Source organism: Streptomyces sp. NPDC056738 (genome assembly GCF_042790435.1).
Taxonomy (GTDB): domain Bacteria; phylum Actinomycetota; class Actinomycetes; order Streptomycetales; family Streptomycetaceae; genus Streptomyces.
Window position 1 is genome coordinate 296,310 of record NZ_JBHTZF010000013.1, and the last position, 22,425, is coordinate 318,734.

The following is a 22,425-nucleotide window of genomic DNA, read 5'->3' on the forward strand; positions in this document are numbered from 1 at the left end:
CTGGCCGGTCTCCTTCGGTGCGCCGGCCGGTGAGGACACATCAACTCGGTGCGTGGGCAGGCACCGCAGCCACAGGGGGTACGCCATGGCCGCAAGGCCTCTCATCGCCAGGCAGCCGAACGAACGGCTCCAGGCGCTCATCCAGGAAGCGGGCTGCTCGAACGCCGGGCTGGCCCGCCGAGTGAACATGTGCGGAGCGGAGCACGGACTCGACCTGCGCTACGACAAGACGTCGGTCGCGCGCTGGCTGCGCGGGCAGCAGCCCCGGGGGAGGGCTCCGGCGATCATCGCCGAGGCGCTGGGGCGCAAGCTCGGCCGGACGGTCACGATCGACGAGATCGGCATGGCCAACGGCAAGAACCTGGCGTCCGGCGTCGGTCTCCAGTTCTCGCCGACGATACTGGGCGCGATCGAGCAGGTCTGCGAGCTGTGGCGCAGCGACGTGGGGCGACGGGACTTCCTGTCCGGGTCGTCCGTCGCCGCCTCCGCGCTCGTCGAGCCGAGCCGCGACTGGCTGATCTCGTCGCCGGACTCGCAGGTGGCCCGGTCGGCGGGCCCGCGCGTCGGCCTCTCGGACGTGGCGGCGGTCCGCGCGATGACCCAGGCCCTGACCGACCTGGACCACCAGTACGGCAGCGGGCATGTGCGCCCGGTGGTCGTGCACTACCTGAACAGCGTGGTCTCCGGGCTGCTCGCCGGTTCCTACCGCGAGGCGGTCGGACGTGAACTGTTCGCGGCCGTCTCCCAGTTGACCGAACTCGCCGGCTACATGGCCATCGACACCGGACAGCCCGGGCTCGCCCAGCGCTACTACATCCAGGCGCTGCGGCTCGCGCAGGCGGCCGGTGACCGCGCCTACGGCGGTTACGTCCTCGCCGCGTCCATGAGCCACCTGGCCGCCCAGCTCGGCAACCCGCGCGAGATCGCGCAGTTGGCGCGCGCGGCCCAGGAAGGGTCGCGCGGCCGGGTGACACCGCGGGCGGAGTCGATGTTCCACGCCGCCGAGGCGCGCGGGCACGCGCTGTTGGGCGACGCGCGCGCCGCGCAGGTGGCGTCCGGGAAGGCCGTCACGGCCCTGGAGAACGCCGACGCGGCCTCCGGGGACGATCCGGCGTGGATCGCGCACTTCGACGAGGCCTATCTGGCCGACGAGTTGGCCCACTGCCACCGGGACCTCGGTCAGGCCGAGGCCGCCGCACGGTGCGCCGAGGAGTCCCTGGCCGGTCTTCCCGAGTCGCGCGCCCGCCGCCGGGCCATCGGCTACGTCCTGCTCGCCACGGCACAGGTCCAGAAGCGCGAGGTGGAGCAGGCCTGCCACACCGGTCTGCGCGCCGTCGAACTCCTCGGCACGCTCCGCTCCAACCGCGGCGCCGAGTATCTGGAGGACCTCCAGCAGCGCCTGGCGCCGTTCCAGGACGAGGCCGTGGTGCGGGAGTTCGGGGCGCGCATGGAGCTGCAGGCGGCCGCGTGAGCGTACGCGCGGACCCGGCACGGAAGTGACCGGCGGCGCGGGTGTGATCATTTCGCTTCGCGGTCTTCGGGGCCCGCCTGCGTGAACATATGGCCCTTAGAGGCGTGAACGCCGGGAAAACGAGAGCGCCGTGGGGGAAGGGAGTGAGATACAGCGCATTCGGGGGCGGTTTCGTTACCCGCGTCACAGGGCGCCGCGGTCACCGCCGGTGCTGCGTGGCACCGGGTTGTGGGGACCCGGTAGCGTGAGCCGATGATTCCGAAGGTCCCCCATTCGTAGGAGTCCCGGTGACGCAGAGTGGACAGGGCGAGGAGCCCTCGGCGCGGCCCGCGCACGAAGGCATCGTGCTGCCCTCCGACGGTAGCGAGCCCCTGCTGCCGGGCACGACGGGTGACCGTGTGACCCCGGCCAGTGGCCCGGCCTGGGGTGGGCAGTGGGGTCCCGATCAGTCGGCCGCCCCCGCCCCGCAGTCCGCTGACGGCTGGGGCGCGCCCGCGAACGCCGATCCGTCCTGGGGCGCCCCCACGCCCTCCGGGGCCCAGGGCTGGCCGGCCGCGGACCAGCACGGCGCACAGCAGGCGCAGGGCTTCGGCGCGCCCGGATCCGGCTCCGCACCGCTGCCGCCCGAGAGCGCGTCGTCCTCGGCATACGGCGCCCAGAACGGCTATGCGCCGGGGGCGCACGGCCCGGGCGCCGCCGCCGGATACGACGGCTACGGCGCGTACGGGACCCAGGAGCAGCAGGGCGGCCACGGGACCCCGCTCCCGTCCGGCGGCGAGGACGGCGCCACCCAGTACATTCCGTACATACCGGCCGCCCCCGGTGCCGACGAGGGGGCGACGCAGTTCATACCGCCGGTCGCCGCCGCGCCGGACGAGGGCGCCACCCAGTTCATTCCGCCGGTCGGACCGGGCGCTCTGCCGCCGGAGGTCGCGGCCGGTACCCCGCACTACCCGGGACAGGCCGCGCCGGGCGGTTCGGACGCCGACGCCACGCAGTACATCCCGCCCGTCCCCGCGCAGCCCTCGGGCTCCTACGGGATGCCCTCCGGAGCGCACGAGGAGCGGCAGCCCCCGGCGGAGTTCGACAATCTCTTCCGCAGCGAGCCGGAGGTCGCCGGGTCGACGCAGATGCTGCCCCGTATCGACGCGGGCGGCCCGCAGGACCCGTACGGCCCGCAGGACCCCTACGGCCAGGGTGACCGGTACGGCGCCCAGCCGGTGCCCGGCGCCGGCGGCGGACGTGCCGCCGGGCGGCGCGGCGGCCCGTCGGGCGGTGACGCGGGCGGCGGTGGCCGCGGCCGTTCGCGCGTCCCAGTGATCGCCGCGGTCGGCATCGGCATCATCGTGCTCGGTGTCGGCGCGGGCGCCCTGCTCAGCGGCGGTGGCGGTGGCGACGACGCCAAGGACGACACCGGCAAGACGGTGGCCGCGACCGCGCCCGCGACGGCGGGTTCGTCGGCGCCCGCCGGTGCCGATCCGGTGAAGGCGCAGGCCGTCGAACTGGACAAGCTGCTCGCGGACAGCGCCAGCAGCCGCGACTCGGTGATCAACGCCGTGGCGAACGTGAAGGCGTGCGGCAACCTCGACCAGGCGGCCAGTGATCTGCGGGACGCGGCCAAGCAGCGCGGCGAGCTGGTCACCCGGCTCGCCGGCCTCTCGGTCGACAAGCTGCCGAACCACGACGAGCTGAGCGCCGCCCTCAACAGCGGCTGGAAGGCCTCCGCCGCGGCCGACAACCACTACGCGGCCTGGGCCGACCAGGTCAAGAACGACAAGAAGGGCTGCCGCAAGGGCCATGCCCGCACCACCGGGCAGACCCAGGCGGGCGACCGGGCCAGCGGCACGGCCTCCGCCCAGAAGGGGAAGGCCGCGACGCTGTGGAACGCCATCGCGTCGAAGTACGGCCTGACCCAGCGGGCCCGCACCCAGCTCTGACCGGGCGCACGCTTCCGGCAGCACGCGCCCCTTCCGACCGCGCACGCCGGTACCGGACACGTACGAAAGCCCGGCCCCCGCACCGAACGGTGCGGGGGCCGGGCTTTCGTCGTGAGCGGTGTCCCGCCGGGGGCCGGCTAGTCCTCCCCGGACAGGGTCTTCGTCATGTTGACGAACCCCTTGCGCTGCGAGGTGAGCAGACCGCCGTTGACCACCTGGAACGTGACGTTGGCGTTGACCAGGCGCGGGAAGTCGGCGGCGGCGGTGTCCGCGTCGAAGCGCCAGCTCAGGACCGGGGTGAGCCCGCCGGTGTCCACCTTCAGGCCGTTGTCGAGTTCGCGCCGCAGAGTGAGGGGCGAGACCTCTCCCGCACCGAGGGACTCGATGGCCTTCCTCAGCACGGTGTAGGCGATCCAGGTGGTCTGCACCCCGGCGTCGGCGGGGTCGATCCGGTTGTCGCCGAAGGCCTGTTCCTTGATCACCGCGCGCATCGGGTTCCAGCGCGAGTCGTCGGCGGTCGGGTACCAGCCGGTGACGTACGAACCCTCGTAGGGGCCCGACTTGCCTCCGGTGGCGTCGATGAGCGACTGGTCGACGTTGCCGATGACCGTCCCGGTGTGCACCTTCGGGTAGTCCTTGGCGTCGCGCCGGAAGGAGTCCATGAAGGTGTTCGTGCGGTCGCCGAGCGCGGGGACCACACAGCCCGGCTTGCTCGGGTCGGACGTCGCGTGGTCGAGCGCCTGCTGGGTCGGCCGGGAGTACTCGGTGGCGTCCTCGGCCGCCCGCTGGTCCGCGGCCTGCGAGTGGCCCAGCGCCTTCAGGCCGGAGTCGAGCAGCACCGGCAGCTCGTCACCGGCGATCGTGTCGGGGCGTATGAGCGAGACGGCGCCGCAGTTCTTGGCGAGCTGCTCGCCGAGGCCGGCCAGCAGGACGCCCTGACCGCCGTTGACGGGGTAGGAGACGGGGCTGGTGAACTCGTCGTCGGTGACGCCGAAGCCTCCGATGTAGGGGATGCCGGCGCTCTCCAGCGGGGCGAGGAACGCCCGGCTGTGCTGGCTGTAGGAGCCCACGACCGCGACGACGTCCTCGTCGACGGCCCGCTCGGCGCAGTGCGCGGCGGCGACCGAGTCGTTGTGGTCGTTGCAGGTGAGGACCTCGAGCCGGCGGCCGTTGATACCTCCGTGCGCGTTGACCCAGCGCGCGTACGCCTTCGCCAGGGCCGGCATTCCGGGCTTGTTCGTCGCGTTGGTCTTCTCGGGGGCCCAGGTCATCACCTTGACGGGGCCATCCCCGGAGCCCCCCGTGGCACCAGGGATGACCCCGCATCCGACGGCGACCGACGCGCACGCCACCAAGGCGCTCGCGTACAGCAGCTTGGCCTTGCGGGGCCGGGGCGGGGTGGGGGAGGTGGTGCGAGTACGTCGCCTACCGGTCATGGGCATGCACGATTCCGCCACATCAAAAATATTTATGTGACCCGTGGTCGACACCAGGTGACGCAGAGGTGAATTACAGGGGTCGATGAACTGTTTTTCACAGGGAACGTACGATCGATGACCGTGCAAGACTCGGAGAACTCTTCCCGCCGCGGCCGTCGCTCATCCACCATGGGCGGCATGCCACTGAACGACATGCCCTGGTGGCGCTGGCGCAGCAATGTGCGCTCCGCGCTGCACATGCTTTCCGACCCCGCGTTCCAGAGAGACGTCTGGCTCGCCGGCGTCGACGGATATGGCGACGTCACCGACGCCGTGTACCGCCTGGTCGAGGACACCTGGCTGGACAACTGGTCGGCCGAGAAATACGTCGGCACGATCTTCCGCGACTCCCAGGAGGCGGCCCTCGTGGACAGTGCCGTCCTGCGGGTCCTGCGGATCATGCACCAGGTCGGACCCGACGCCCCGGTCTCCGCCTACCTCGACCACCAGGGCTGGCCGGACGCCCTCCAGGCCGCGCGTGCCGCGCACATGCGGCTGGCGTCGAGCGACGGAGAGGACCCGGACGCGCCTCCGCGCACCCTTGAGGTCCTGCGCATCCTGACGCGGTCGGCGTAGCTCCACGCGGCGTCGCGACGCGGTCGGCGCGGGGGCCCGGGCGGCGTCCGCGTGGCGGGACGGCACTCCTGCGCGGGCGCCCGGTATGAAAGCCTGTCCCGCATGAATGAGCCGTCCGTCCGCGAGACCGTGCCCTCCGCCGAGCAGTACGTCCTGACGCTGTCCTGCCCCGACAAGCAGGGCATCGTGCACGCCGTGTCGAGCTACTTGTTCATGACCGGCTGCAACATCGAGGACAGCCAGCAGTTCGGCGACCACGACACCGGTCTGTTCTTCATGCGCGTCCACTTCTCCGCCGAATCCCCGGTGACCGTGGAGAAATTGCGGGCGAGTTTCACAGCGATCGGCGACGCGTTCCACATGGAGTGGCAGATCCACCGCGCCGAGGACCGGATGCGGGTCGTCCTCATGGTCAGCAAGTTCGGCCACTGCCTGAACGACCTCCTCTTCCGCGCGCGGATCGGCGCGCTGCCCGTCGACATCGCCGCCGTGGTCTCCAACCACACCGACTTCGCGGAGCTCGTGGGGTCGTACGACGTTCCCTTCCACCACATCGCGGTGACGAAGGACACGAAGGCCGAGGCCGAGGCGCAGTTGCTGGAGCTGGTGCGCGAGAAGGGCGTCGAGCTGGTCGTCCTCGCCCGCTACATGCAGGTCCTCTCGGACGATCTGTGCAAGCAGCTCAGCGGCCGCATCATCAACATCCACCACTCCTTCCTGCCGAGCTTCAAGGGCGCCAAGCCCTACCACCAGGCACACGCCCGCGGGGTCAAGCTCATCGGCGCCACGGCGCACTACGTCACCGCCGACCTCGACGAGGGCCCGATCATCGAGCAGGAGGTCGAGCGGGTCGGCCACGACGTCACCCCCGACCAGCTCGTCGCCATCGGCCGTGACGTGGAGTGCCAGGCCCTGGCCCGCGCCGTGAAGTGGCACGCGGAGCGCCGCATCCTGCTCAACGGGCGCCGCACGGTCGTCTTCGCCTGACCGCCTGACCGCCTGACCGCCTGACCGCCTGACCGCCTGACCGCCCCATGTCCGGGGCGCGGGGCGCGGGACTACATCCGGCTCAGCGAGGCCGCCGCGGACAGGACGTCCCTGATGACGTCGCGGTCGCCGTCCTGTCCGGCGGCCGCCTCCTCCGGGGAGACGTGGCCCGCGGCCAGGCGGCAGAACTCGACCCCGTCCAGCGCGACATGGGCCACCTCGTGGTCGGCGGAGCCGACGGCGCCGGGCGAGTCGAGCGGGATGAGCCACTCACCGCCCCCGGAGCCCTCGATCTCCAGGCGCAGACTGCGTCCGGGAGCGCCGGCCGCGACGAGGTGCCGGACCGACCGGGCCGACAGCCCGGCCCGGCGCCGCTCGGCGAGGGAGACGGGCAGCATCCGCGCGGCCAGGTCGATCATCCGGTGCAGATGCCGGGGAGCGGGCGGCTCGTACGGGTAGTCCACCGCGTCGGCGATGTCCCCCGCGTGCACCCAGCACTCGAAGGCCCGGTCCAGCATCGCGTCGCTGAGCGGCAGCTCGAAACCGCCGTACGCCACGGTGAGCCGCCCGGAGGCCTCCCCGCCCGCGACCCCGCCCGCGGCCGGGGCGCCCTCCTCCACGAACGACACGCTCCGGACGATGTCGTGGCTCTGCTCCCGCCAGGGGGCGCGCACGGACCGGGTGGGCGGGACGCGCGAGGAACGCCAGTACGTCTCGGTGCGCTCCTGCGGTGTCGGCCGCTCCGCTCCCGCCGTGCCGACCGGGTCGTCCAGACCCAGCGCGACGGCGACCAGTCCGTCGACGCTCAGCAGATGGGCGATGACCCCGGCGACGGTCGTACGACGGCTCACGGGCCCGTCGCCCTCGAACCAGCGCAGCCGCACGGGCGCGTGCCATTCGGAACCGCCGATGTCCTGGAGCAGGGCGTCGAGACGCGCGGTCTCCGCGTCGTACGGGGCGGCCCACTCGGGTACCGGGATGCGCGGCGGGCGCCGGTCCAGGCAACTCGTCAGGACGCGGGTGCGCAGCGTGGGGTCCAGGTCGAGGCTCTCCGCCGGGTGCAGCAGGCCGACCGCCTCGCGCAGCCGCAGCGCCTCCTCCGCGCACGAGCCGCAGTTCCCGAGGTGCTCCTCGACGGCGTTCGTCTCGTCCGCCGAGCAGGCGGCCAGCGCCCAGGCGCCCAGCAGCGACTTCAGGACCCGGTGTTCGAGGACCGGCGGTGCCGGTGTGCCGGCCGGTTCTGGCAGCGGCAGTCCGGTGTCCTCCACGGAGGCGCGGGGCGGCGGTATGCGCGGCGGTCCGCCCGGCCGCGGCCCGGCGCCACCGCCGTCGGCGTCGTCGTGCGCGTCCTCGTGCATGCCGCTGTGCCCGTCCTCGTCGTTCGCGTCGTTCTCGTTCGTCTTCCCGTGCCTGTCCCCGTGACCGTCCTCGTACCCGCCCGCGCGGCCCTCCTCGTCGTCGGGCGGCACGAACCGGCCGGGTTCCTCGCTCACCGCGCACCCCCGGGTTCCGGCGGGGTGCCGGCCGGCCCGGCGTCGTGGGCGGTGGACAGCAACTGGAGGCCGAGGCGCAGCCTGCGGCGGGCCTCGTCCTCGGTGACGCCGAGGTCGGCGGCCGCCTGGCGGTAGTCGCGGCGCTGGAAGTACGCCAGTTCCAGGGCGGTCCGCAGCGGGGTGGGCATGGACGTGACGATGTAGTCCGCGCGCGCGGCGACGGACGCGCTGCGCACCTTGCGCTCCAGTTCCTCGGCGCTGCCGTCGCCGTCGCGGGCGAGGGCGGCGGCCTCGGTGGCGCGCAGACGCTGCACGGCCAGGCGGTGGGTCAGGGTGGCGACCCAGGAGCGCAGCGGGCCCTGCTTCGGGTCGTAGGCGTCGGGGTTCTCCCAGACGTGGGTGAAGACCTCGCGGGTGATCCCGTCGGCGGCCCGCTCGTCCCCGAGCACGCGATGGGCGAGGCCGTGCACGAGCGAGGCGAACCGGTCGTAGAGCTCGCCGAGCGCGGCGGCCTCCCCGCGCGAGAGCCGCTGCTGCATCTTGCGGTCCCAGCGGGGCGGTGCGTCCTGCGTCGCCATACGGCCCCCTCACCCCTGGTCGTGCCCGGTGCGCGTTCCCGCGTCCGGCCCGTGTACCGGCCGTGTCCCCTGTCCCTGTCCAACCATGCGGTGCTGCCGTCCAGCCTGGGCGCGTCCGCTGTCTTGAATGTAGTCGGCACGTCCGTCGTCGCACGCCCCTTTGCGCCAATGTGCGCCCCTGGGCGGGCCGTGGATGGTAGGAGCGCGCCCTTTCCGGCCCCGCACCTGACCGCAACTGGTCGTATGCGACCGAAAGAGAACCCTCGTGAAGCATTTTCGACCGTAGACAGACGTTTCTTCCTGGCGGGATCCGTGTTTCATGGAACTACGGCGGGGCAGCCGCGCTGGAAGGAAGCGTACGGAGTGCTTCCGTTTCTGCTGGGCGAGGCGAGCGAAAGGCGTGGCGGTGACGCTCGAAGTGACGCACGTGACCGACGTGACCGACGGCGAGTGGGCCGTGCTGCGGGTGTCGGGCGAACTCGATCTCGTGACGTCGCCGGGGCTGCGGCAGAGCGTCCACGACGTGGTGGCCGCGGGCCGGCACAGCATCGTCCTGGATCTGTCCGAGGTCGTGTTCTGCGACTCCAGCGGGGTCGGCGTCCTGATCGCCGCCCGCCGTCTCATGCGCTCCTGCCGCGGGCGGCTGCGTCTGATCCTGCCCGCGCGGGGCGCGGTCGACGGCTCGCATGTGAACCGCGTCCTCGGGGCCCTCGGCGTGCGCCGGCTCTTCGACGTGTACCCGGACGTCGACGCGGCCACGGACGAGGAGTCCCGCCCGCTGTCGGCCTGAGGGCCCGGTCGCGATCGCCCGGCACAGCCCGGAGACGGCCGCTTCCCGCCCTCTTCGCACCCTCCTCCCGTCCCTTTTCGGCCCCTTTCCCTTGTCTCGGAATTCTTGCGGTCTTGGTACAACCGTCGCTTTCCGGCCCCCCGGACGGTTCCGTCGTCGTACGCTCCGTCCCAGATGAACCGCAGTCCGGCCGCGGCCGGCTGAGTAGTGAGGCGGTCCGAACACACCATGGTCAGTTCCGAGTACGAGCGCAGGATCGCCGCCCGGTTCGCCGGCTTCGACCAGGACGGCAACGGCTACATCGACCGGGAGGACTTCAACGCCGCGGCCAAGGCCCTGCTCGCCGAGTTCGGCACGACTGCCCGGTCGGACAAGGGGCAGGCCCTCTACATCGGGGCCGAGGCGTTCTGGCAGGGGATGGCCGGGATAGCGGACCGTGACGGAGACCAGCGGATCACGCGCGAGGAGTTCGTGAGCGGCGCCGTGAAGCGGCTGCGCGACAACCCCGACCGGTTCGCCGAGATCGCCCGTCCCTTCCTGCACGCGGCCCTCGCCGTGGCGGACGCCGACGGGGACGGCGCGGCCACGGTCGGCGAGGTCACGCGCGTCCTCGGGGCGCTGGGAGTGGGCGAGACCCTCGCCACCGGCGTGGCCGCCGCCCTGGACACGGACGCCGACGGACGGATCGGCGAACCGGAGATCGTGACCGGCTTCGCCCGCTACTTCACGGTGCCGGAGTAGCCGACCCGGCCGGCTCAGCCGGGACTGCCGGTCCAGCCGGGACTGCCGGTCCAGCCGGGACTGCCGGTCCAGCCGGGACTGCCGGTCCAGCCGGGCACGCCGGTCCGGCCGGGTCAGTCGGGCGTGCCGGGGCGGTCGGGTGTGCCGGGTCAGCCGGGCAGTCGGGCGTGCCGGGGCAGCCGGGGCAGTCGGGCGTGCCGGGTCAGCCGGGGCAGTCGGGATAGTCGGGGAAGCCGGACCCGCCGGACCCGCCGGACCCGCCGGGTCGGCCAGGTCAGCCGGACCTGCCGGGTAAGCCAGGTCGGCCGGACCTGCCGGACCCGCCGGGTCAGCCGGACCTGCCGGGTCAGCCGGACCTGCCGGGTCAGCCGGACCTGCCGGGTCAGCCGGACCTGCCGGGTCAGCCGGACCTGCCGGGCTGCCGGGCTGCCGGACCCGCCGGGTCAGCCGGGTCGGCCAGGCCAGCCGGACCTGCCGGGCGTGCCGGACCGGGCCCGCGTTGGGGGATCACCCCGAGAAGCGGTCCCTGAGCCGGTACTTGAGTACCTTCCGCAGCGTCTCGTTGCGCGGAAGGGCGTCCACCACCTCCAGTTGCTCCGGCAGCTTGTGCACGGACAGCCCTTCCGCGCGCAGATACGACGTCACCGCGACCAGCGTCAGCTCCGGCGCACCCGGCGGCTGCTCCACCACCGCGCACACGCGCTCCCCGCGCTCGGCGTCGGGCAGTCCGATCACGGCGGCGTCGCCGACCGCCGGGTGCCGGTGCAGCAGATCCTCGATCTCCTTCGCGGAGATGTTCTCGCCCTTGCGGATGATGATGTCCTTGACCCGGCCGGTCAGGACGAGATGACCGCTCCCGGTCAGATGCCCCACGTCCCCGGTGATCAGGAACCCGTCCCCGTCGAACGCCTCCGCGGTCTGCGCCGGGTCCAGATACCCCTGGCACACGGCCTCCCCGCGCAGCCGCACGTCGCCGTCGACCCCGCACGGCCGGGCGGCGCCCGCCGCGTCCACGATCCGTATCTCCATGCCCTCGGGGGGCCTGCCCTCCGTGGTGGCCAGGTTCTCGGCCGTGTCGTCCGGCGCGCCCATCGTGATCATCGGGACCTCGGTCATCCCGTACCCGTGGGTGAGCTGCACGCCCATCTCCCGGACGACCGAGTGGTAGACCTCGGGCGGCTTCGGGGCCCCGCCGCCCGCGAGCAGCCGCAGCGTGGGGATCACCGGCTCCCCGGGCCGCTTGCGCTGTTCGGCCAGGAACATCGAGTAGAACGCGGTCGACCCGCCCGCCACCGTCACGCCGTGCCTGCGGTACTCCGCGAGCGCGTCCGGCAGCGCGAAGTGCTCGAACATCACCGCCGGGAACCCGTACAGCAGCAGCATCACCGTGTAGTCGGGCCCGGCGATGTGCGCGTACGGGAAGGCCATCGAGCCGACGTCGTCCTCGGACAGCCGCAGCGCGTGGGCGAGGCAGGAGCCGCCCGCGATCAGTGAACGGTCCGTGTGCAGCACGCCCTTGGGGTCGGACGTGGTGCCCGAGGTCCAGTAGATCCAGCGGACGGAGGTTCCGTCGGCGGGCGGGGGCGGAAGGACGGCGGGATCGCCGTCGGGCAGCGTGTCGTAGGCCTCGAAGACGTTCTTCGCGTCGAGCCGGTGGGCCATCGCGGTGTGGTCGAAGCCGCGCCACTCGCCCGGCACGGCGACGTACTCGGCCTTCGACTCCCGCAGCGCGAAGCCGACCTCGCGGTCGCGGTAGAAGGGGATGACCGGCGACTGCACGGCGCCGATACGGGCCAGCGCGAAGGACAGCAGGGCGGTCTCGATCCGGGTCGGCAACTGCCAGGCGACCACCGTGCCCGGCCGCACGCCCTTGTCGTGGAGTCCCGCCGCCACCCGCTCGGCGCGGTCGCGCAGCTCGCCGAAGCTCAGGGAGCGGTCGCCCTGGAGCAGGACGGGCCGGTCGGGGGTGAGGCCGGCCCGGCGGTCGACCAGTTCCCACAGCGTGCGCGCGGAGCTCAGGGCGTGTGCGGTGTCGTTCACTTCGACCCCCTGTGGTCGTTCTCTTCGACCCGGCAACTGACGGTCAGTCAGATCGTGGGCAGAGCGTAGGGCCCGGCGCCTTGTCGGTCCATAGGCGCGGGGCTAGCCTGCTTGTGGAGTTGAATCTGACGGGTCATCAGAAACGTACGCCAGGCGGAGGGGACCATGACCGAACTGCCCCGCATCATCAGCGTCGACGACCATGTGATCGAGCCCGCGCACCTCTTCGAGACCTGGCTGCCGCGCAAGTACCACGACCGGGGACCGAAGCCGCTCACCGCCGGCATCGGCGAACTCGCCTACGTCGGGGGCAAGTACCGGATCACCATGGACCCGGACGGCCCGCCGACCGACTGGTGGATCTACGAGGACCTCTCGTTCCCGTACAAGCGCAACATCGCCGCCGTCGGCTTCGACCGCGACGAGATGACGCTGGAGGGCATCACCCGCGCGGAGATGCGGCGCGGCTGCTGGGACCCCGCCGAGCGGCTCAAGGACATGGACCTCAACCATGTCGAGGCCAGCCTCTGCTTCCCCACCTTCCCGCGGTTCTGCGGCCAGACCTTCGCCGAGGCCCACGACAAGGAGGTCGCCCTGGCCTGCGTGCGGGCGTACAACGACTGGATGGTCGAGGAATGGTGCGGCGACAGCGCCGGCCGGCTGATCCCGCTGTGCCTGATCCCGCTGTGGGACATCGACCTCGCCGTCGCCGAGATCCGCCGCAACGCGGCCCGGGGCGTGAAGGCCGTCACCTTCTCCGAGATCCCCACCCATCTGGGACTGCCCTCCATCCACTCCGGCTACTGGGACCCGTTCTTCGCGGTCTGCCAGGAGACCGGGACGGTCGTGAACATGCACATCGGCTCGTCCTCCCAGATGCCGGCCGCGTCCCCCGACGCACCCCCCGCCGTCCAGGCCTCGCTGTCCTTCAACAACGCGATGGCCTCCATGATGGACTTCCTGTTCAGCGGCGTCCTGGTGAAGTTCCCGCGCCTCAAACTCGCCTACTCCGAAGGCCAGATGGGCTGGATCCCGTACGCCCTGGAGCGCGCCGACGACGTCTGGTCGGAGCACCGCGCCTGGGGCGGGGTCAAGGACCTGATCCCGGAGCCCCCGTCGACGTACTACTACCGCCAGATCTTCTGCTGCTTCTTCCGCGACAAGCACGGAGTGGCGTCCCTGGACGTGGTGGGCCGCGACAACGCCACCTTCGAGACCGACTACCCGCACGTCGACTCGACCTTCCCGCACACCAAGGAGGTCGCCCTCGACCACGTGAAGGGCCTCGACGACGAGACCGTCCACAAGCTCATGCGGGGCAACGCCATCCGCATGCTGGACCTGGACCTGTAGTGGACCTGACGTACACCCCCGAGGAGGAGGAGTTCCGCGCCCGCCTGCGGACCTGGCTCGCCTCGGTCCTGCCGACGCTGCCGCCGAAACCGTCCCCCCGCGACTGGCCCGCGCGACGGGCCTACGACCTCGGCTGGCAGCGGATGCTGTACGACGCCGGGTACGCGGGCCTGCACTGGCCCGTCGACGCGGGCGGCCGCGGGGCCACGCCGACCCAGCACCTCATCTACCTGGAGGAGACCGAGAAGGCGGGCGCCCCCTACGTGGGGGCCAACTTCGTCGGGCTGCTGCACGCCGGGCCGACCATCGCCTCCGAGGGGAGCGCGGAGCAGCGGGCGCGCTGGCTGCCGCCCGTGCTGCGCGGCGACGAGGTCTGGTGCCAGGGCTTCAGCGAACCCGACGCGGGCTCCGACCTCGCCTCGCTGCGCACGCGCGCGTGGCGCGATGGCGACGACTACGTGGTCAGCGGGTCCAAGATCTGGACCTCCCACGCCGAGGTGGCCGACTGGTGCGAACTGCTCGTGCGCACCGACCCCGCCGAGCGCAGGCACCGGGGCATCACCTGGCTCGCCATGCCGATGGACGCGCCCGGCATCACCGTCCGCCCGCTGCGGACGCTCGCGGGTTCCACCGAGTTCGCGGAGGTCTTCCTCGACGAGGTGCGCGTCCCGGTCGCCAACCGGGTCGGCGCCGAGAACGACGGCTGGCGCGTGACCATGGTGACGCTCTCCTACGAGCGCGGCACCGCCTTCGTCGGCGAAGTGGTCGCCTGCCGCCGCGTCCTGGCCGAGATCGCCCGTGAGGCGCGCAAGAACGGCCGCTGGGATGACGCCGTCGTGCGCCGCCGCCTGGGCAGGCTCAACGCCGAGTTCCGCGCGCTGTGGCGGCTCACCCAGTGGAACGTCAGCGAGGCGCAGGGCACCGGGGGAGTGCCCGGCGTCGGCGGTTCGGTCTTCAAGCTCGGCTATTCGCACGCCCGCCAGGAACTGTTCGACGCCGCCGCGGAGGTCCTCGGCCCCGAGGCCCTGGACCTGGGACGGGAGTGGACGCTGGACCGGCTCTCGTCCCTGTCGTACACGATCGCGGCCGGCACCTCGCAGATCCAGCGGAACATCGTGGCCGAGCGGATCCTCGGCCTTCCCAGGGGGAGGTGACCGTGGACTTCCGGCTGACGGCTGATCAACGGGCTCTGCGGCAGGGCGTGCGTGACCTGCTCGAAGGCCGGTTCGGGCGGGAGGCGCTGCGCGCGGCCGTGGAGCGGGCGGACGAGAAGGGCGCCCGGGTGCTCGACCGGGAGCTGTGGCGCGAGCTGGGCGCCGCCGGGTTCTTCGCGCTGCGCCTTCCCGAGGCCGCGGGCGGCGTCGGGCAGGGCCTCCCGGAGGCCGTGCTGGCCTTCGAGGAGGCGGGGCGGGTCCTGCTGCCGGGACCGCTGATCGCCACCCATCTCGCCGCGGGCGCCGTGCCCGGAGCGGCCGCCGGGGAGGTGGTCGTGACCCGCGCCGACGGGGGGCTCGTGGAATGGCTGGACGAGGCCGACGTCGTGCGGGGCGACGCCGCCGGGGCCGAGCCGCTGGACCCGGTGGACCCGCTGACGCCCCTGCACCGGCTGCCCGGGACCGGCGCCCGGCCTCCCGGGCGCGGCGCACCCGGGACCGCCCCGACGCCGGACCGGCTGCTCGTGTCGCTCCTGACCGCCGCCGAACAGCTCGGCAGCGCCGCCCGGACCTGCGAGACCGCCGTGCAACACGCCCGGACGCGCGAGCAGTTCGGGCAGCCGATCGGCGCCTTCCAGGCGGTGCAGCATCTGTGCGCGGGCATGCTCGCGCGGGTCGAGACGGCCCGCGTGGCCGTCTACGCCGCCGCGGTCACCGCCGACCCGGCCGATGTCGCGGCCGCCCGTCTGCTCGCCGACGAGGCCGCCGTGCGCGGTGCCCGCGACTGCCTCCAGGTGCACGGCGGCATGGGCTTCACCTGGGAGTCCGACGTCCATCTGCACCTGAAGAGGGCCTGGACGCGGACACATCGTGCCGGCGGCACTACGCAAAGTGAGGAGGAGCTGGCGGACGATCTGGTGTCCGCCGAGGCGTAGAGGGCCGCTGTCCTGGGGTGTCGCGGGAGGAACGCGGGCGGATGTCGCGGATCGTGGCAAACCGGGATCACGGAGCGTTGAGACCTGGTTGTGTCCTAGGCGTGACTTGTCACGGCCTGGAGTCGGCGCCGGGCTCCGGTACCTTGTGTGGGATGCGAGTGGTTCTGAGGCTGAGCCATCCCGGTGTTGCCCCCGAGGCCGCGCCGGACCCGGCGATGCGCGCCGCTCGTGAGGCAGGGCGGACCCCCGCACCTGCCTGTTCGACTCCCCGTGGCGAGCGTCGCACAGTATGCCGCACGCGTACTCCTTCGCGCTGGAATATGCCCGAAGCGCTTGTTGGGGTGACTGTACGTCAACCATGCTGTCTCGCAAGGGAATCACGTTCCGTGATCCTTGTTCTGGCCATGCAGAAAATGGCTACGATCGTGGCCCTTGTGAGGCGCGAGGCGATGTGTCCGCCGGTTCGGATGGTGTGAGCGGTGCAGGTGCTTCAAGTGCAGCTGGAGATCCGGCCCGACCCCGCAGAGGTGGGGCGAGCCCGGCGGTGGGCCCGTTCGAGGCTCGCGGGGTCCGGGATAGACGCCGATGAACCACTCGCCGAGACGCTGATCCTGCTGGTCTCCGAGCTCGTCACCAACGCCGTGGTGCACACCGGGTGTCCGGCCGTGCTGCGCCTGTGTCTGCCGGGTGGTGCCGGAGCCGCCACGGTGCGTCTCGAGGTGGCCGACTCCAGCGCCCGCCCGCCGATGCCCCGTCACGCGGACGGCGACGAGACCAACGGCCGCGGCCTGGAACTCGTCGACGGCCTCGCGGACCGCTGGGGCTGGAATCCCGAGGGTGCCGGCAAACGCATCTGGTGCGAACTGGACCGGTGCGCCGCGGACGCCGCGCAGGACTCCCCGTACGGCGCCTACGGCGGCTTCGCGTACGAGGCGGTCTAGGCCGCCCCGTCTCCCGGGCGGGCGTCTCGCGTTTCGTGCGTGCGTCTCGCGTTTCGTGCATGTATGCACGAAACCGCTGTACACGGCCGCGGTCGTGGCCGAATGCGCCGGGTCGTGCTTCCGTACGCGCTGTCTCAAATAGGGTGGAACACCGCAAATCCCCGATCGACTGTTGACGTGGCGTGTCCGTTTGATCACGCTTGTGTTCAGCGATTCGCCGCGAGGGGACGACGAGGGTTCCGGTGACGGGGGCCCTCGGCGAGTGTGGGTCGTGATTCGGCGTCGGCTCCCCCACGGCCAGGGGAGGCAGGGCGGGTACGCCGGAGGCGGATGGCGGCGCGCGGTGCCGTGCCCGGGGTGAGGTGGGGACCTTCGGCCGGGCGCAGTCGAGAGTGGGGGAAGCGCGCCGCCAGTCGGCCCTCGTACGGCAGGCCCCGGACTGCTCTCGCGCCGGCCGGACGTCAGAGGATCGCGACGGGTGCCACCGGTGTGCCGGTGCCGCCGACGAACGGTTCCGGCATCGCCGACAGCAGGAACGCGTACCGGCCTTCTTGTCCACAGGCTGTGGACAACTCTTCGAGATTCCAGTTCTGGCCCTGCAGCATCCCCATCTCGACGAGGTCGAGCGCGTGCACGGGCAGCCACAGGTCCTCGATCTCGGGCGGGAAGATCTCGAAGGTCAGGGTGTCGTTGGCGACCGCCGCGACATCGCGCGCGTGGAACCATTCGGGGGTGCGCACCGACAGACCGGGCGACGGATACCCGTACCCGTGCTTGTCGCCCGCCAGGTACACCTGGATCTGACCGGTCCGTACGAGCACGATGTCGCCCGCCCGTACCCGCGTCCCCGCCAACTCCTCCGCCGCCTCAAGGTCTTCGGGGGTCACGGCGTGCCCGCCGGCCAGCCGGTGCTCACCGCGCGCCCGCGCCACGTCGAGCAGGACGCCCCGCGAGACGATGTGCCGCGGCTTGTCGATCCCGCTGAACTCGGCGCCGCCGTGCGGGGTGACGGTGGAGGCGGGGCGTCCGTTGTAGAGCCGGCCGGAGTGCGAGACGTGCGGCAGCGCGTCCCAGTGGGTGCCCGCCTGAAGGCCCATGGTCACCGCGTCGTCGCTGCATGCCACCGTGCCGGGGCCGAAGATCTCCTGGTTGATCTGCACCATCGCGTGCAGCGGATTGACCCGCCCCGGGATCATCCCGGTCTGCACGCCGTCCTGCTGGAGCGGCAGGGCGAGCGGCACCCGGAGCCCCGTCCGTACCGTCGCGGCGGCCTCCCGCACCACCTCGTCCGTGATGAGGTTCAGCGTCCCGATCTCGTCGTCGGCGCCCCAGCGCCCCCAGTTGTTGACGCGCTTGGCGATCTCGTGGAACTCCGGACGGAGCGCCGGCTGCGACATGAGTCCTCCCCGGGGGCTTGTCTCCAGGTATCTGACGGGTCGTAGAATCCGAGTTGAATCTAACGGACCGTCAGAAACTGCGGGAAGGGGCCGGGCATGGGGAACTTCCTTGCGGGCAAGGCCGTCGCCGTCACGGGCGCGGGCCGGGGGATAGGCCGGGCGGTCGCCCTCGCCGCGGCCGCCGAGGGCGCGCGTGTCGTCGTGAACGACTACGGCGTGTCCGTCGAGGGCGGCGAGCCCACGAGTTCGGTCGCCGAGGCCGTCGTCAAGGAGATCGAGGCGGCCGGCGGGGAGGCCGTCGCGGTCGCCGACGACATCTCGACGATGGCGGGCGGGCAGCGCGTCGTCGACACCGCGCTCGCCTCGTACGGACGGATCGACGGAGTGGTGTGCGTCGCCGGCATCCTGCGCGAACGGATGCTCTTCAACATGTCCGAACAGGAGTGGGACCCGGTCGTCGCCACCCATCTCAAGGGCACGTTCACGCTCTTCCGCGCCGCCTCGGCGGTGATGCGCAAACAGGGCTCGGGCACCCTGATCGGCTTCACCAGCGGCAACCACCAGGGGTCCGTGGCGCAGGCCAACTACAGCGCCGCCAAGGGCGGGATCATCTCGCTGGTGCGCAGCGCCGCCCTCGGTCTGCACAAGTACGGGGTCACCGCCAACGCCGTCGCGCCCGTCGCCCGTACGCGCATGTCGGCGAACGTACCGATGGAGCTCAAGGAGATCGGCGAACCGGAGGACGTGGCCGCGCTCGTGGTCTACCTCCTGTCGGAGCGGGCCCGCGCGGAACGCATCACCGGGCAGGTCTACACGATCGCCGGACCCAAGATCGCCGTATGGGCCCAGCCCCGCGAACTGCGCGCCGGATACGCCGAGGGCGCCTGGACCCCGGAGAAGATCGCCGACTTCCTGCCCGGGACCGTCGGCGTCGATCCGATGCCGCTGCTGGAGCAACTGGAGGCGATGGCAAGGGCGGCCGCGGACAAGGCGCGCCCCAACGCGTGACCGTTCCCGGCCCGGGTGTCCCGGTCCGGAGGGGAGGAGAGCGCGTGGATTTCGCATTCGGTCCCGAGGACGAGACCTTCCGGCGCGAGGCGCGGGCCTGGCTGGAGGAGCATCTGGACGGCTCTCCCGGGCGCCGCGACTGGGAGCGGGAACTGGGGAAGGCCGGCTGGATCGGACTCGGCTGGGCGGAGGACGGGTACGGCAACCGGCGCGCGGACCTGACCCGGCAGGTCGTGTGGGCCGAGGAGTACGCCCGCTCCGGGGCGCCCGCCCGCTCCGGGCACATCGGCGAGAACCTGCTGGCACCGACGCTCATCGCGCACGGCACCCCGGAACAGAAGCGCCGCTTCCTGCCGCCGGTCGCCGAGGGCCGGGAACTGTGGTGCCAGGGGTACAGCGAGCCCGGCGCCGGCTCGGACCTGGCCGGCGTCCGCACGACCGCCGTACGGGACACGGGGGCCGGGCCCTCCGGGGTGTACCGCATCACCGGACAGAAGATCTGGACCTCGCTCGCCCACGAGGCCGACTGGTGCTTCGTGCTCGCCCGCACCGAACCGGGGTCCACCCGCCACCACGGCCTGTCCTTCCTCCTCGTCCCCATGGACCAGCCCGGCCGGATCGAGGTCCGTCCGATCCGCCAGCTCACCGGCACGAGCGACTTCAACGAGGTGTTCTTCGACGGGGCGGTGGCGCGGGCCGGGCACGTGGTCGGCGGCGAGGGCGAGGGCTGGAAGGTCGCCATGAGCCTGCTCGGCTTCGAGCGCGGGGTCTCCACCCTCGCCCAGCAGATCGGCTTCGCCGAGGAGTTGGGGCGCGTACTGCGCACGGCCCTCGCCACGGGAGCGGCCGGGGATCCCGTCGTGCGCGACCGGCTCGTACGGCTGTGGGCCGAGCTGCGCACGATGCGGTGGAACGCTCTGCGCACGCTGGGCGGTCCGGGGAGTCCCGGCGGACCGGGCGCGCCCAGCGCGGCCAAGCTGCTGTGGGGCGGCTGGCACCGGCGGCTCGGTGAGGTGGCCGTCCAGGTGCGGGGGGCCGCGGGGGCGGTGGGTCCGCGGGACTGGTCCGCCGCGCGGCCCTACGAACTGGACGCCTCCCAGAACCTGTTCCTGTTCAGCCGGGCCGACACGATCTACGGCGGCTCGGACGAGATCCAGCGCACGATCATCGCCGAGCGCGCGCTCGGCCTGCCGAAGGAGCCCCGGGGCCGGCCCTGACCGGCCCCGGAACCAACAGCCCAGGAACAGCCCGGGGCGGCCCGGGGAGAGGGGAGCCGGCGCGATGCGAGGCGTGATCTTCGACGGGAGAAGGACCCGGGTCGTGGACGACCTGGAGGTACGGGACCCGGGACCCGGGGAGGTGCGGGTGGCGATCTCCGCTGCGGGGCTCTGCCACAGCGATCTGTCCGTGGTGGACGGCACCATCCCCTTCCCCGTTCCCGTGGTGCTCGGCCATGAGGGCGCGGGCGTGGTGGAATCCGTGGGCGTGGGCGTCACCCATGTCGAGCCCGGCGACCATGTGGCGCTGTCCACTCTCGCCAACTGCGGGACCTGCGCCGAGTGCGACCGGGGGCGGCCCACGATGTGCCGCAAGGCGATCGGCATGCCGCAGCGGCCGTTCGCGCGCTCGGGCGAGCCGCTCCACCAGTTCGCCGCCAACTCCGCCTTCGCGGAACGCACGGTGGTGAAGGCGGTGCAAGCGGTCCGGATCCCGAAGGACATCCCGCTCACCTCGGCCGCGCTGATCGGCTGCGGGGTCCTGACCGGGGTCGGAGCGGTCCTGAACCGGGCCCGGGTCGACCGCGGCGACACCGTCCTGGTCATCGGCACCGGCGGCATCGGACTCAACGTCCTCCAGGGCGCCCGGCTCGCGGGCGCGCTGCGGATCGTCGCCGTCGACTCCAATCCGGCCAAGGAGTCCGTGGCCCGGCAGTTCGGCGCGACGCACTTCCTGACCTCGGTGGACGGCGTGAAGGACATCCTGCCCACCGGCGCCCAGCACGCCTTCGAATGCGTCGGCCGCGTCGAACTCGTCCGCCAGGCGATCGACCTGCTCGACCGGCACGGCCAGGCCGTCCTGCTCGGCGTCCCCCCGGCGACGGCCGAGGCGTCCTTCCTGGTCTCCTCGATGTACCTCGACAAGTCCATCCTCGGCTGCCGCTACGGCTCGTCCCGGCCCCAGCGGGACATCGCCCTGTACGCCGAGCTCTACCGCGAAGGCCGCCTGCTCCTGGACGAGTTGGTGACCGCGACGTATCCCGTCGAGGACTTCGAGCGGGCGGCGGAGGACGCGCACGCGGGGAAGGTGGCGCGGGCTGTGCTGACGTTCTAGGACACCCTCGCGCGGGAGGTGGGGAGGGGTTCGGGGCCGGACGTCCCGGACCCCCTGGCGCGGGGAGGGGGCCAGAGGTCCGGGGCCGACGTCCGGGAACCCCTGGCGCGGGGAGGTGACGACGAGGCGGGGGCCGCAGGTCCGGGGCCGCCCGCCCGGTGGTCAGTGGTCGGCGGGGGTGCCGGATCTGAAGGTGCGGCGGTAGGTGGTCGGGGTGACGCCGAGGGTCGCCTGGAGGTGCTGGCGCATCGACTGGGCCGTGCCGAAGCCGGCGTCGCGGGCCACGTGGTCGATGGACAGGTCGCTGGACTCCAGGAGATGGCGGGCGTGCTCCACGCGCTGCTGTGTGAGCCACTGGCCGGGGCTGACCCCGACCTCCTCACGGAAGCGCCGGGTGAAGGTGCGCACCGACATGGACTCCTGCTCGGCCATGTCGCGCAACTGGATCGGCTCGTGGAGGCGGCCCAGCGCCCAGGCGCGGGCGGCGGTCGTGCCGGCCGAGCGCGCCTCCGGGACCGGGCGCCGGATGTACTGCGCCTGTCCGCCGTCGCGGTGCGGCGGTACGACGGTCCGGCGGGCCACCTCGTTGGCGACCGCGGCGCCGTGGTCGCGGCGCACGAGATGCAGGCACAGGTCGATCCCGGCCGCGACCCCGGCCGAGGTGAGGACGTCTCCGTCGTCGACGAACAGCACGTCCGCGTCGACACTGATCCTCGGGAAGAGCCGCTGGAAGTGCTCGGCGTGCATCCAGTGCGTGGTGGCGGGGCGGCCGTCGAGATAGCCGGCGGCCGCGAGGACGTAGCTGCCGGTGCAGATGGAGACCAGACGCGTGCCGGGGCGGATGTGCGCGAGGGCGGCCGCCAGCTCCGGCGTCAGGATGCCCTCCTGCTGCACGGGACCGAGCTCGTACGAGGCCGGGACCACGACCGTGTCGGCGCCGGCCAGCGCCTCGGGCCCGTTGCCGACGAGGACCGAGAAGTCCGCGTCCGTCTCGACCGGGCCCGGCGGCCGGACCGAGCACGTGACGACCTCGTAGAGCGGGCGCCCCTCCGCGTCCCGCGCCTTGCCGAAGATGCGCTGCGGGATGCCCAGCTCGAAGGGCAGCAGACCGTCGAGGGCGAGGACGACCACGCGGTGCGGAGGCGGCGTATCCGGGAGAGCCATGGCCCGATCCTAACGAATGCTGTCTCTCGGGCCAGTGGTTCGTCCTTGTCC

At 72.4% G+C, this 22,425-nt stretch carries 19 protein-coding genes; 13 read left to right on the top strand and 6 right to left on the bottom strand.

Annotated features, from left to right (window positions below; translation table 11 throughout):
• Positions 1-85 precede the first annotated feature (85 nt).
• Both ACFRIC_RS31490 and ACFRIC_RS31495 read left to right on the top strand, forming a co-directional pair.
• Positions 86-1,471, top strand: a complete 1,386-nt coding sequence (locus ACFRIC_RS31490) for a transcriptional regulator (RefSeq protein ID WP_382792806.1) — start codon at positions 86-88, stop codon at positions 1,469-1,471.
• A 287-nt stretch (positions 1,472-1,758) separates the two neighbouring features.
• Positions 1,759-3,408, top strand: a complete 1,650-nt coding sequence (locus ACFRIC_RS31495) for a hypothetical protein (protein WP_382792809.1) — start codon at positions 1,759-1,761, stop codon at positions 3,406-3,408.
• 137 nt (positions 3,409-3,545) lie between these two features.
• On the opposite strand, the gene ACFRIC_RS31500 is transcribed toward ACFRIC_RS31495, so the two are convergent.
• Positions 3,546-4,844, bottom strand: coding sequence for an ABC transporter substrate-binding protein (locus tag ACFRIC_RS31500; RefSeq protein ID WP_382792812.1), 1,299 nt, complete (start codon positions 4,842-4,844; stop codon positions 3,546-3,548).
• 117 nt (positions 4,845-4,961) lie between these two features.
• Here ACFRIC_RS31500 and ACFRIC_RS31505 point away from each other — a divergent pair, with 117 nt between their 5' ends.
• Complete coding sequence (locus tag ACFRIC_RS31505; RefSeq protein WP_382792815.1) at positions 4,962-5,462, top strand: hypothetical protein; 501 nt, start codon at positions 4,962-4,964, stop codon at positions 5,460-5,462.
• Positions 5,463-5,564: 102 nt separating this feature from the next.
• Positions 5,565-6,449 (top strand): formyltetrahydrofolate deformylase, encoded by an 885-nt coding sequence (gene purU / locus ACFRIC_RS31510; protein ID WP_382792818.1) that lies wholly within the window; start codon positions 5,565-5,567, stop codon positions 6,447-6,449.
• A 71-nt stretch (positions 6,450-6,520) separates the two neighbouring features.
• Here the strand turns inward: purU and ACFRIC_RS31515 are convergent, their stop codons facing one another.
• Entirely contained in the window at positions 6,521-7,807 is a 1,287-nt protein-coding gene (locus ACFRIC_RS31515) for a zf-HC2 domain-containing protein (RefSeq protein WP_382792899.1), read from the bottom strand.
• 131 nt (positions 7,808-7,938) lie between these two features.
• Complete coding sequence (locus ACFRIC_RS31520) at positions 7,939-8,520, bottom strand: sigma-70 family RNA polymerase sigma factor (RefSeq protein WP_382792821.1); 582 nt, start codon at positions 8,518-8,520, stop codon at positions 7,939-7,941.
• A 400-nt stretch (positions 8,521-8,920) separates the two neighbouring features.
• Here ACFRIC_RS31520 and ACFRIC_RS31525 point away from each other — a divergent pair, with 400 nt between their 5' ends.
• Entirely contained in the window at positions 8,921-9,310 is a 390-nt protein-coding gene (locus ACFRIC_RS31525) for an STAS domain-containing protein (RefSeq protein ID WP_382792824.1), read from the top strand.
• Between the two features lie 228 nt (positions 9,311-9,538).
• A complete protein-coding gene (locus ACFRIC_RS31530; protein WP_382792827.1) occupies positions 9,539-10,051 on the top strand; it encodes an EF-hand domain-containing protein in 513 nt (170 codons plus the stop codon).
• 507 nt (positions 10,052-10,558) lie between these two features.
• On the opposite strand, the gene ACFRIC_RS31535 is transcribed toward ACFRIC_RS31530, so the two are convergent.
• Positions 10,559-12,091 (bottom strand): class I adenylate-forming enzyme family protein, encoded by a 1,533-nt coding sequence (locus ACFRIC_RS31535; RefSeq protein WP_382792830.1) that lies wholly within the window; start codon positions 12,089-12,091, stop codon positions 10,559-10,561.
• A 165-nt stretch (positions 12,092-12,256) separates the two neighbouring features.
• On the opposite strand from ACFRIC_RS31535, the gene ACFRIC_RS31540 reads away from it, so the two are divergent.
• From ACFRIC_RS31540 to ACFRIC_RS31555, 4 genes are all read left to right on the top strand, one after another.
• Positions 12,257-13,444 (top strand): amidohydrolase family protein, encoded by a 1,188-nt coding sequence (locus tag ACFRIC_RS31540; protein WP_382792833.1) that lies wholly within the window; start codon positions 12,257-12,259, stop codon positions 13,442-13,444.
• On the top strand, positions 13,444-14,598 hold the full coding sequence (locus tag ACFRIC_RS31545; RefSeq protein WP_382792835.1) for an acyl-CoA dehydrogenase: 1,155 nt from the start codon (positions 13,444-13,446) through the stop codon (positions 14,596-14,598). Before ACFRIC_RS31540 ends, ACFRIC_RS31545 begins: the two co-directional genes overlap by 1 nt.
• 2 nt (positions 14,599-14,600) lie before the next feature.
• Positions 14,601-15,533 carry an acyl-CoA dehydrogenase family protein gene (locus tag ACFRIC_RS31550; protein WP_382792838.1) on the top strand — a complete coding sequence of 311 codons (933 nt, stop codon included), beginning with the start codon at positions 14,601-14,603 and terminating at the stop codon, positions 15,531-15,533.
• A 494-nt stretch (positions 15,534-16,027) separates the two neighbouring features.
• Positions 16,028-16,474 carry an ATP-binding protein gene (locus tag ACFRIC_RS31555; RefSeq protein ID WP_382792841.1) on the top strand — a complete coding sequence of 149 codons (447 nt, stop codon included), beginning with the start codon at positions 16,028-16,030 and terminating at the stop codon, positions 16,472-16,474.
• A gap of 461 nt (positions 16,475-16,935) precedes the next feature.
• Here ACFRIC_RS31555 and ACFRIC_RS31560 read toward each other — a convergent pair whose 3' ends face one another.
• Positions 16,936-17,871 carry a cyclase family protein gene (locus ACFRIC_RS31560; RefSeq protein ID WP_382792844.1) on the bottom strand — a complete coding sequence of 312 codons (936 nt, stop codon included), beginning with the start codon at positions 17,869-17,871 and terminating at the stop codon, positions 16,936-16,938.
• Between the two features lie 96 nt (positions 17,872-17,967).
• On the opposite strand from ACFRIC_RS31560, the gene ACFRIC_RS31565 reads away from it, so the two are divergent.
• The 3 genes from ACFRIC_RS31565 to ACFRIC_RS31575 all read left to right on the top strand — a co-directional run bounded on the left by ACFRIC_RS31565 (position 17,968) and on the right by ACFRIC_RS31575 (position 21,210).
• On the top strand, positions 17,968-18,879 hold the full coding sequence (locus ACFRIC_RS31565; RefSeq protein ID WP_382792846.1) for an SDR family NAD(P)-dependent oxidoreductase: 912 nt from the start codon (positions 17,968-17,970) through the stop codon (positions 18,877-18,879).
• 44 nt (positions 18,880-18,923) lie between these two features.
• Entirely contained in the window at positions 18,924-20,096 is a 1,173-nt protein-coding gene (locus ACFRIC_RS31570) for an acyl-CoA dehydrogenase family protein (RefSeq protein WP_382792849.1), read from the top strand.
• A gap of 64 nt (positions 20,097-20,160) precedes the next feature.
• On the top strand, positions 20,161-21,210 hold the full coding sequence (locus tag ACFRIC_RS31575) for a Zn-dependent alcohol dehydrogenase (RefSeq protein ID WP_382792852.1): 1,050 nt from the start codon (positions 20,161-20,163) through the stop codon (positions 21,208-21,210).
• Between the two features lie 162 nt (positions 21,211-21,372).
• Here ACFRIC_RS31575 and ACFRIC_RS31580 read toward each other — a convergent pair whose 3' ends face one another.
• Positions 21,373-22,374 carry a GlxA family transcriptional regulator gene (locus tag ACFRIC_RS31580; protein WP_382792855.1) on the bottom strand — a complete coding sequence of 334 codons (1,002 nt, stop codon included), beginning with the start codon at positions 22,372-22,374 and terminating at the stop codon, positions 21,373-21,375.
• Between the last annotated feature and the right edge of the window lie 51 nt (positions 22,375-22,425).

Excerpts from the sequence above, each read along its gene's own strand:
- ACFRIC_RS31490 (WP_382792806.1), top strand. The coding sequence starts at position 86 with ATGGCCGCAAGGCCTCTCATCGCCAGGCAGCCGAACGAACGGCTCCAG.
- ACFRIC_RS31500 (WP_382792812.1), bottom strand. The coding sequence starts at position 4,844 with ATGACCGGTAGGCGACGTACTCGCACCACCTCCCCCACCCCGCCCCGG.
- ACFRIC_RS31505 (WP_382792815.1), top strand. The coding sequence starts at position 4,962 with ATGACCGTGCAAGACTCGGAGAACTCTTCCCGCCGCGGCCGTCGCTCA.
- purU (WP_382792818.1), top strand. The coding sequence starts at position 5,565 with ATGAATGAGCCGTCCGTCCGCGAGACCGTGCCCTCCGCCGAGCAGTAC.
- ACFRIC_RS31515 (WP_382792899.1), bottom strand. The coding sequence starts at position 7,807 with ATGCACGAGGACGCGCACGACGACGCCGACGGCGGTGGCGCCGGGCCG.
- ACFRIC_RS31520 (WP_382792821.1), bottom strand. The coding sequence starts at position 8,520 with ATGGCGACGCAGGACGCACCGCCCCGCTGGGACCGCAAGATGCAGCAG.
- ACFRIC_RS31530 (WP_382792827.1), top strand. The coding sequence starts at position 9,539 with ATGGTCAGTTCCGAGTACGAGCGCAGGATCGCCGCCCGGTTCGCCGGC.
- ACFRIC_RS31540 (WP_382792833.1), top strand. The coding sequence starts at position 12,257 with ATGACCGAACTGCCCCGCATCATCAGCGTCGACGACCATGTGATCGAG.
- ACFRIC_RS31560 (WP_382792844.1), bottom strand. The coding sequence starts at position 17,871 with ATGTCGCAGCCGGCGCTCCGTCCGGAGTTCCACGAGATCGCCAAGCGC.
- ACFRIC_RS31565 (WP_382792846.1), top strand. The coding sequence starts at position 17,968 with ATGGGGAACTTCCTTGCGGGCAAGGCCGTCGCCGTCACGGGCGCGGGC.
- ACFRIC_RS31575 (WP_382792852.1), top strand. The coding sequence starts at position 20,161 with ATGCGAGGCGTGATCTTCGACGGGAGAAGGACCCGGGTCGTGGACGAC.
- ACFRIC_RS31580 (WP_382792855.1), bottom strand. The coding sequence starts at position 22,374 with ATGGCTCTCCCGGATACGCCGCCTCCGCACCGCGTGGTCGTCCTCGCC.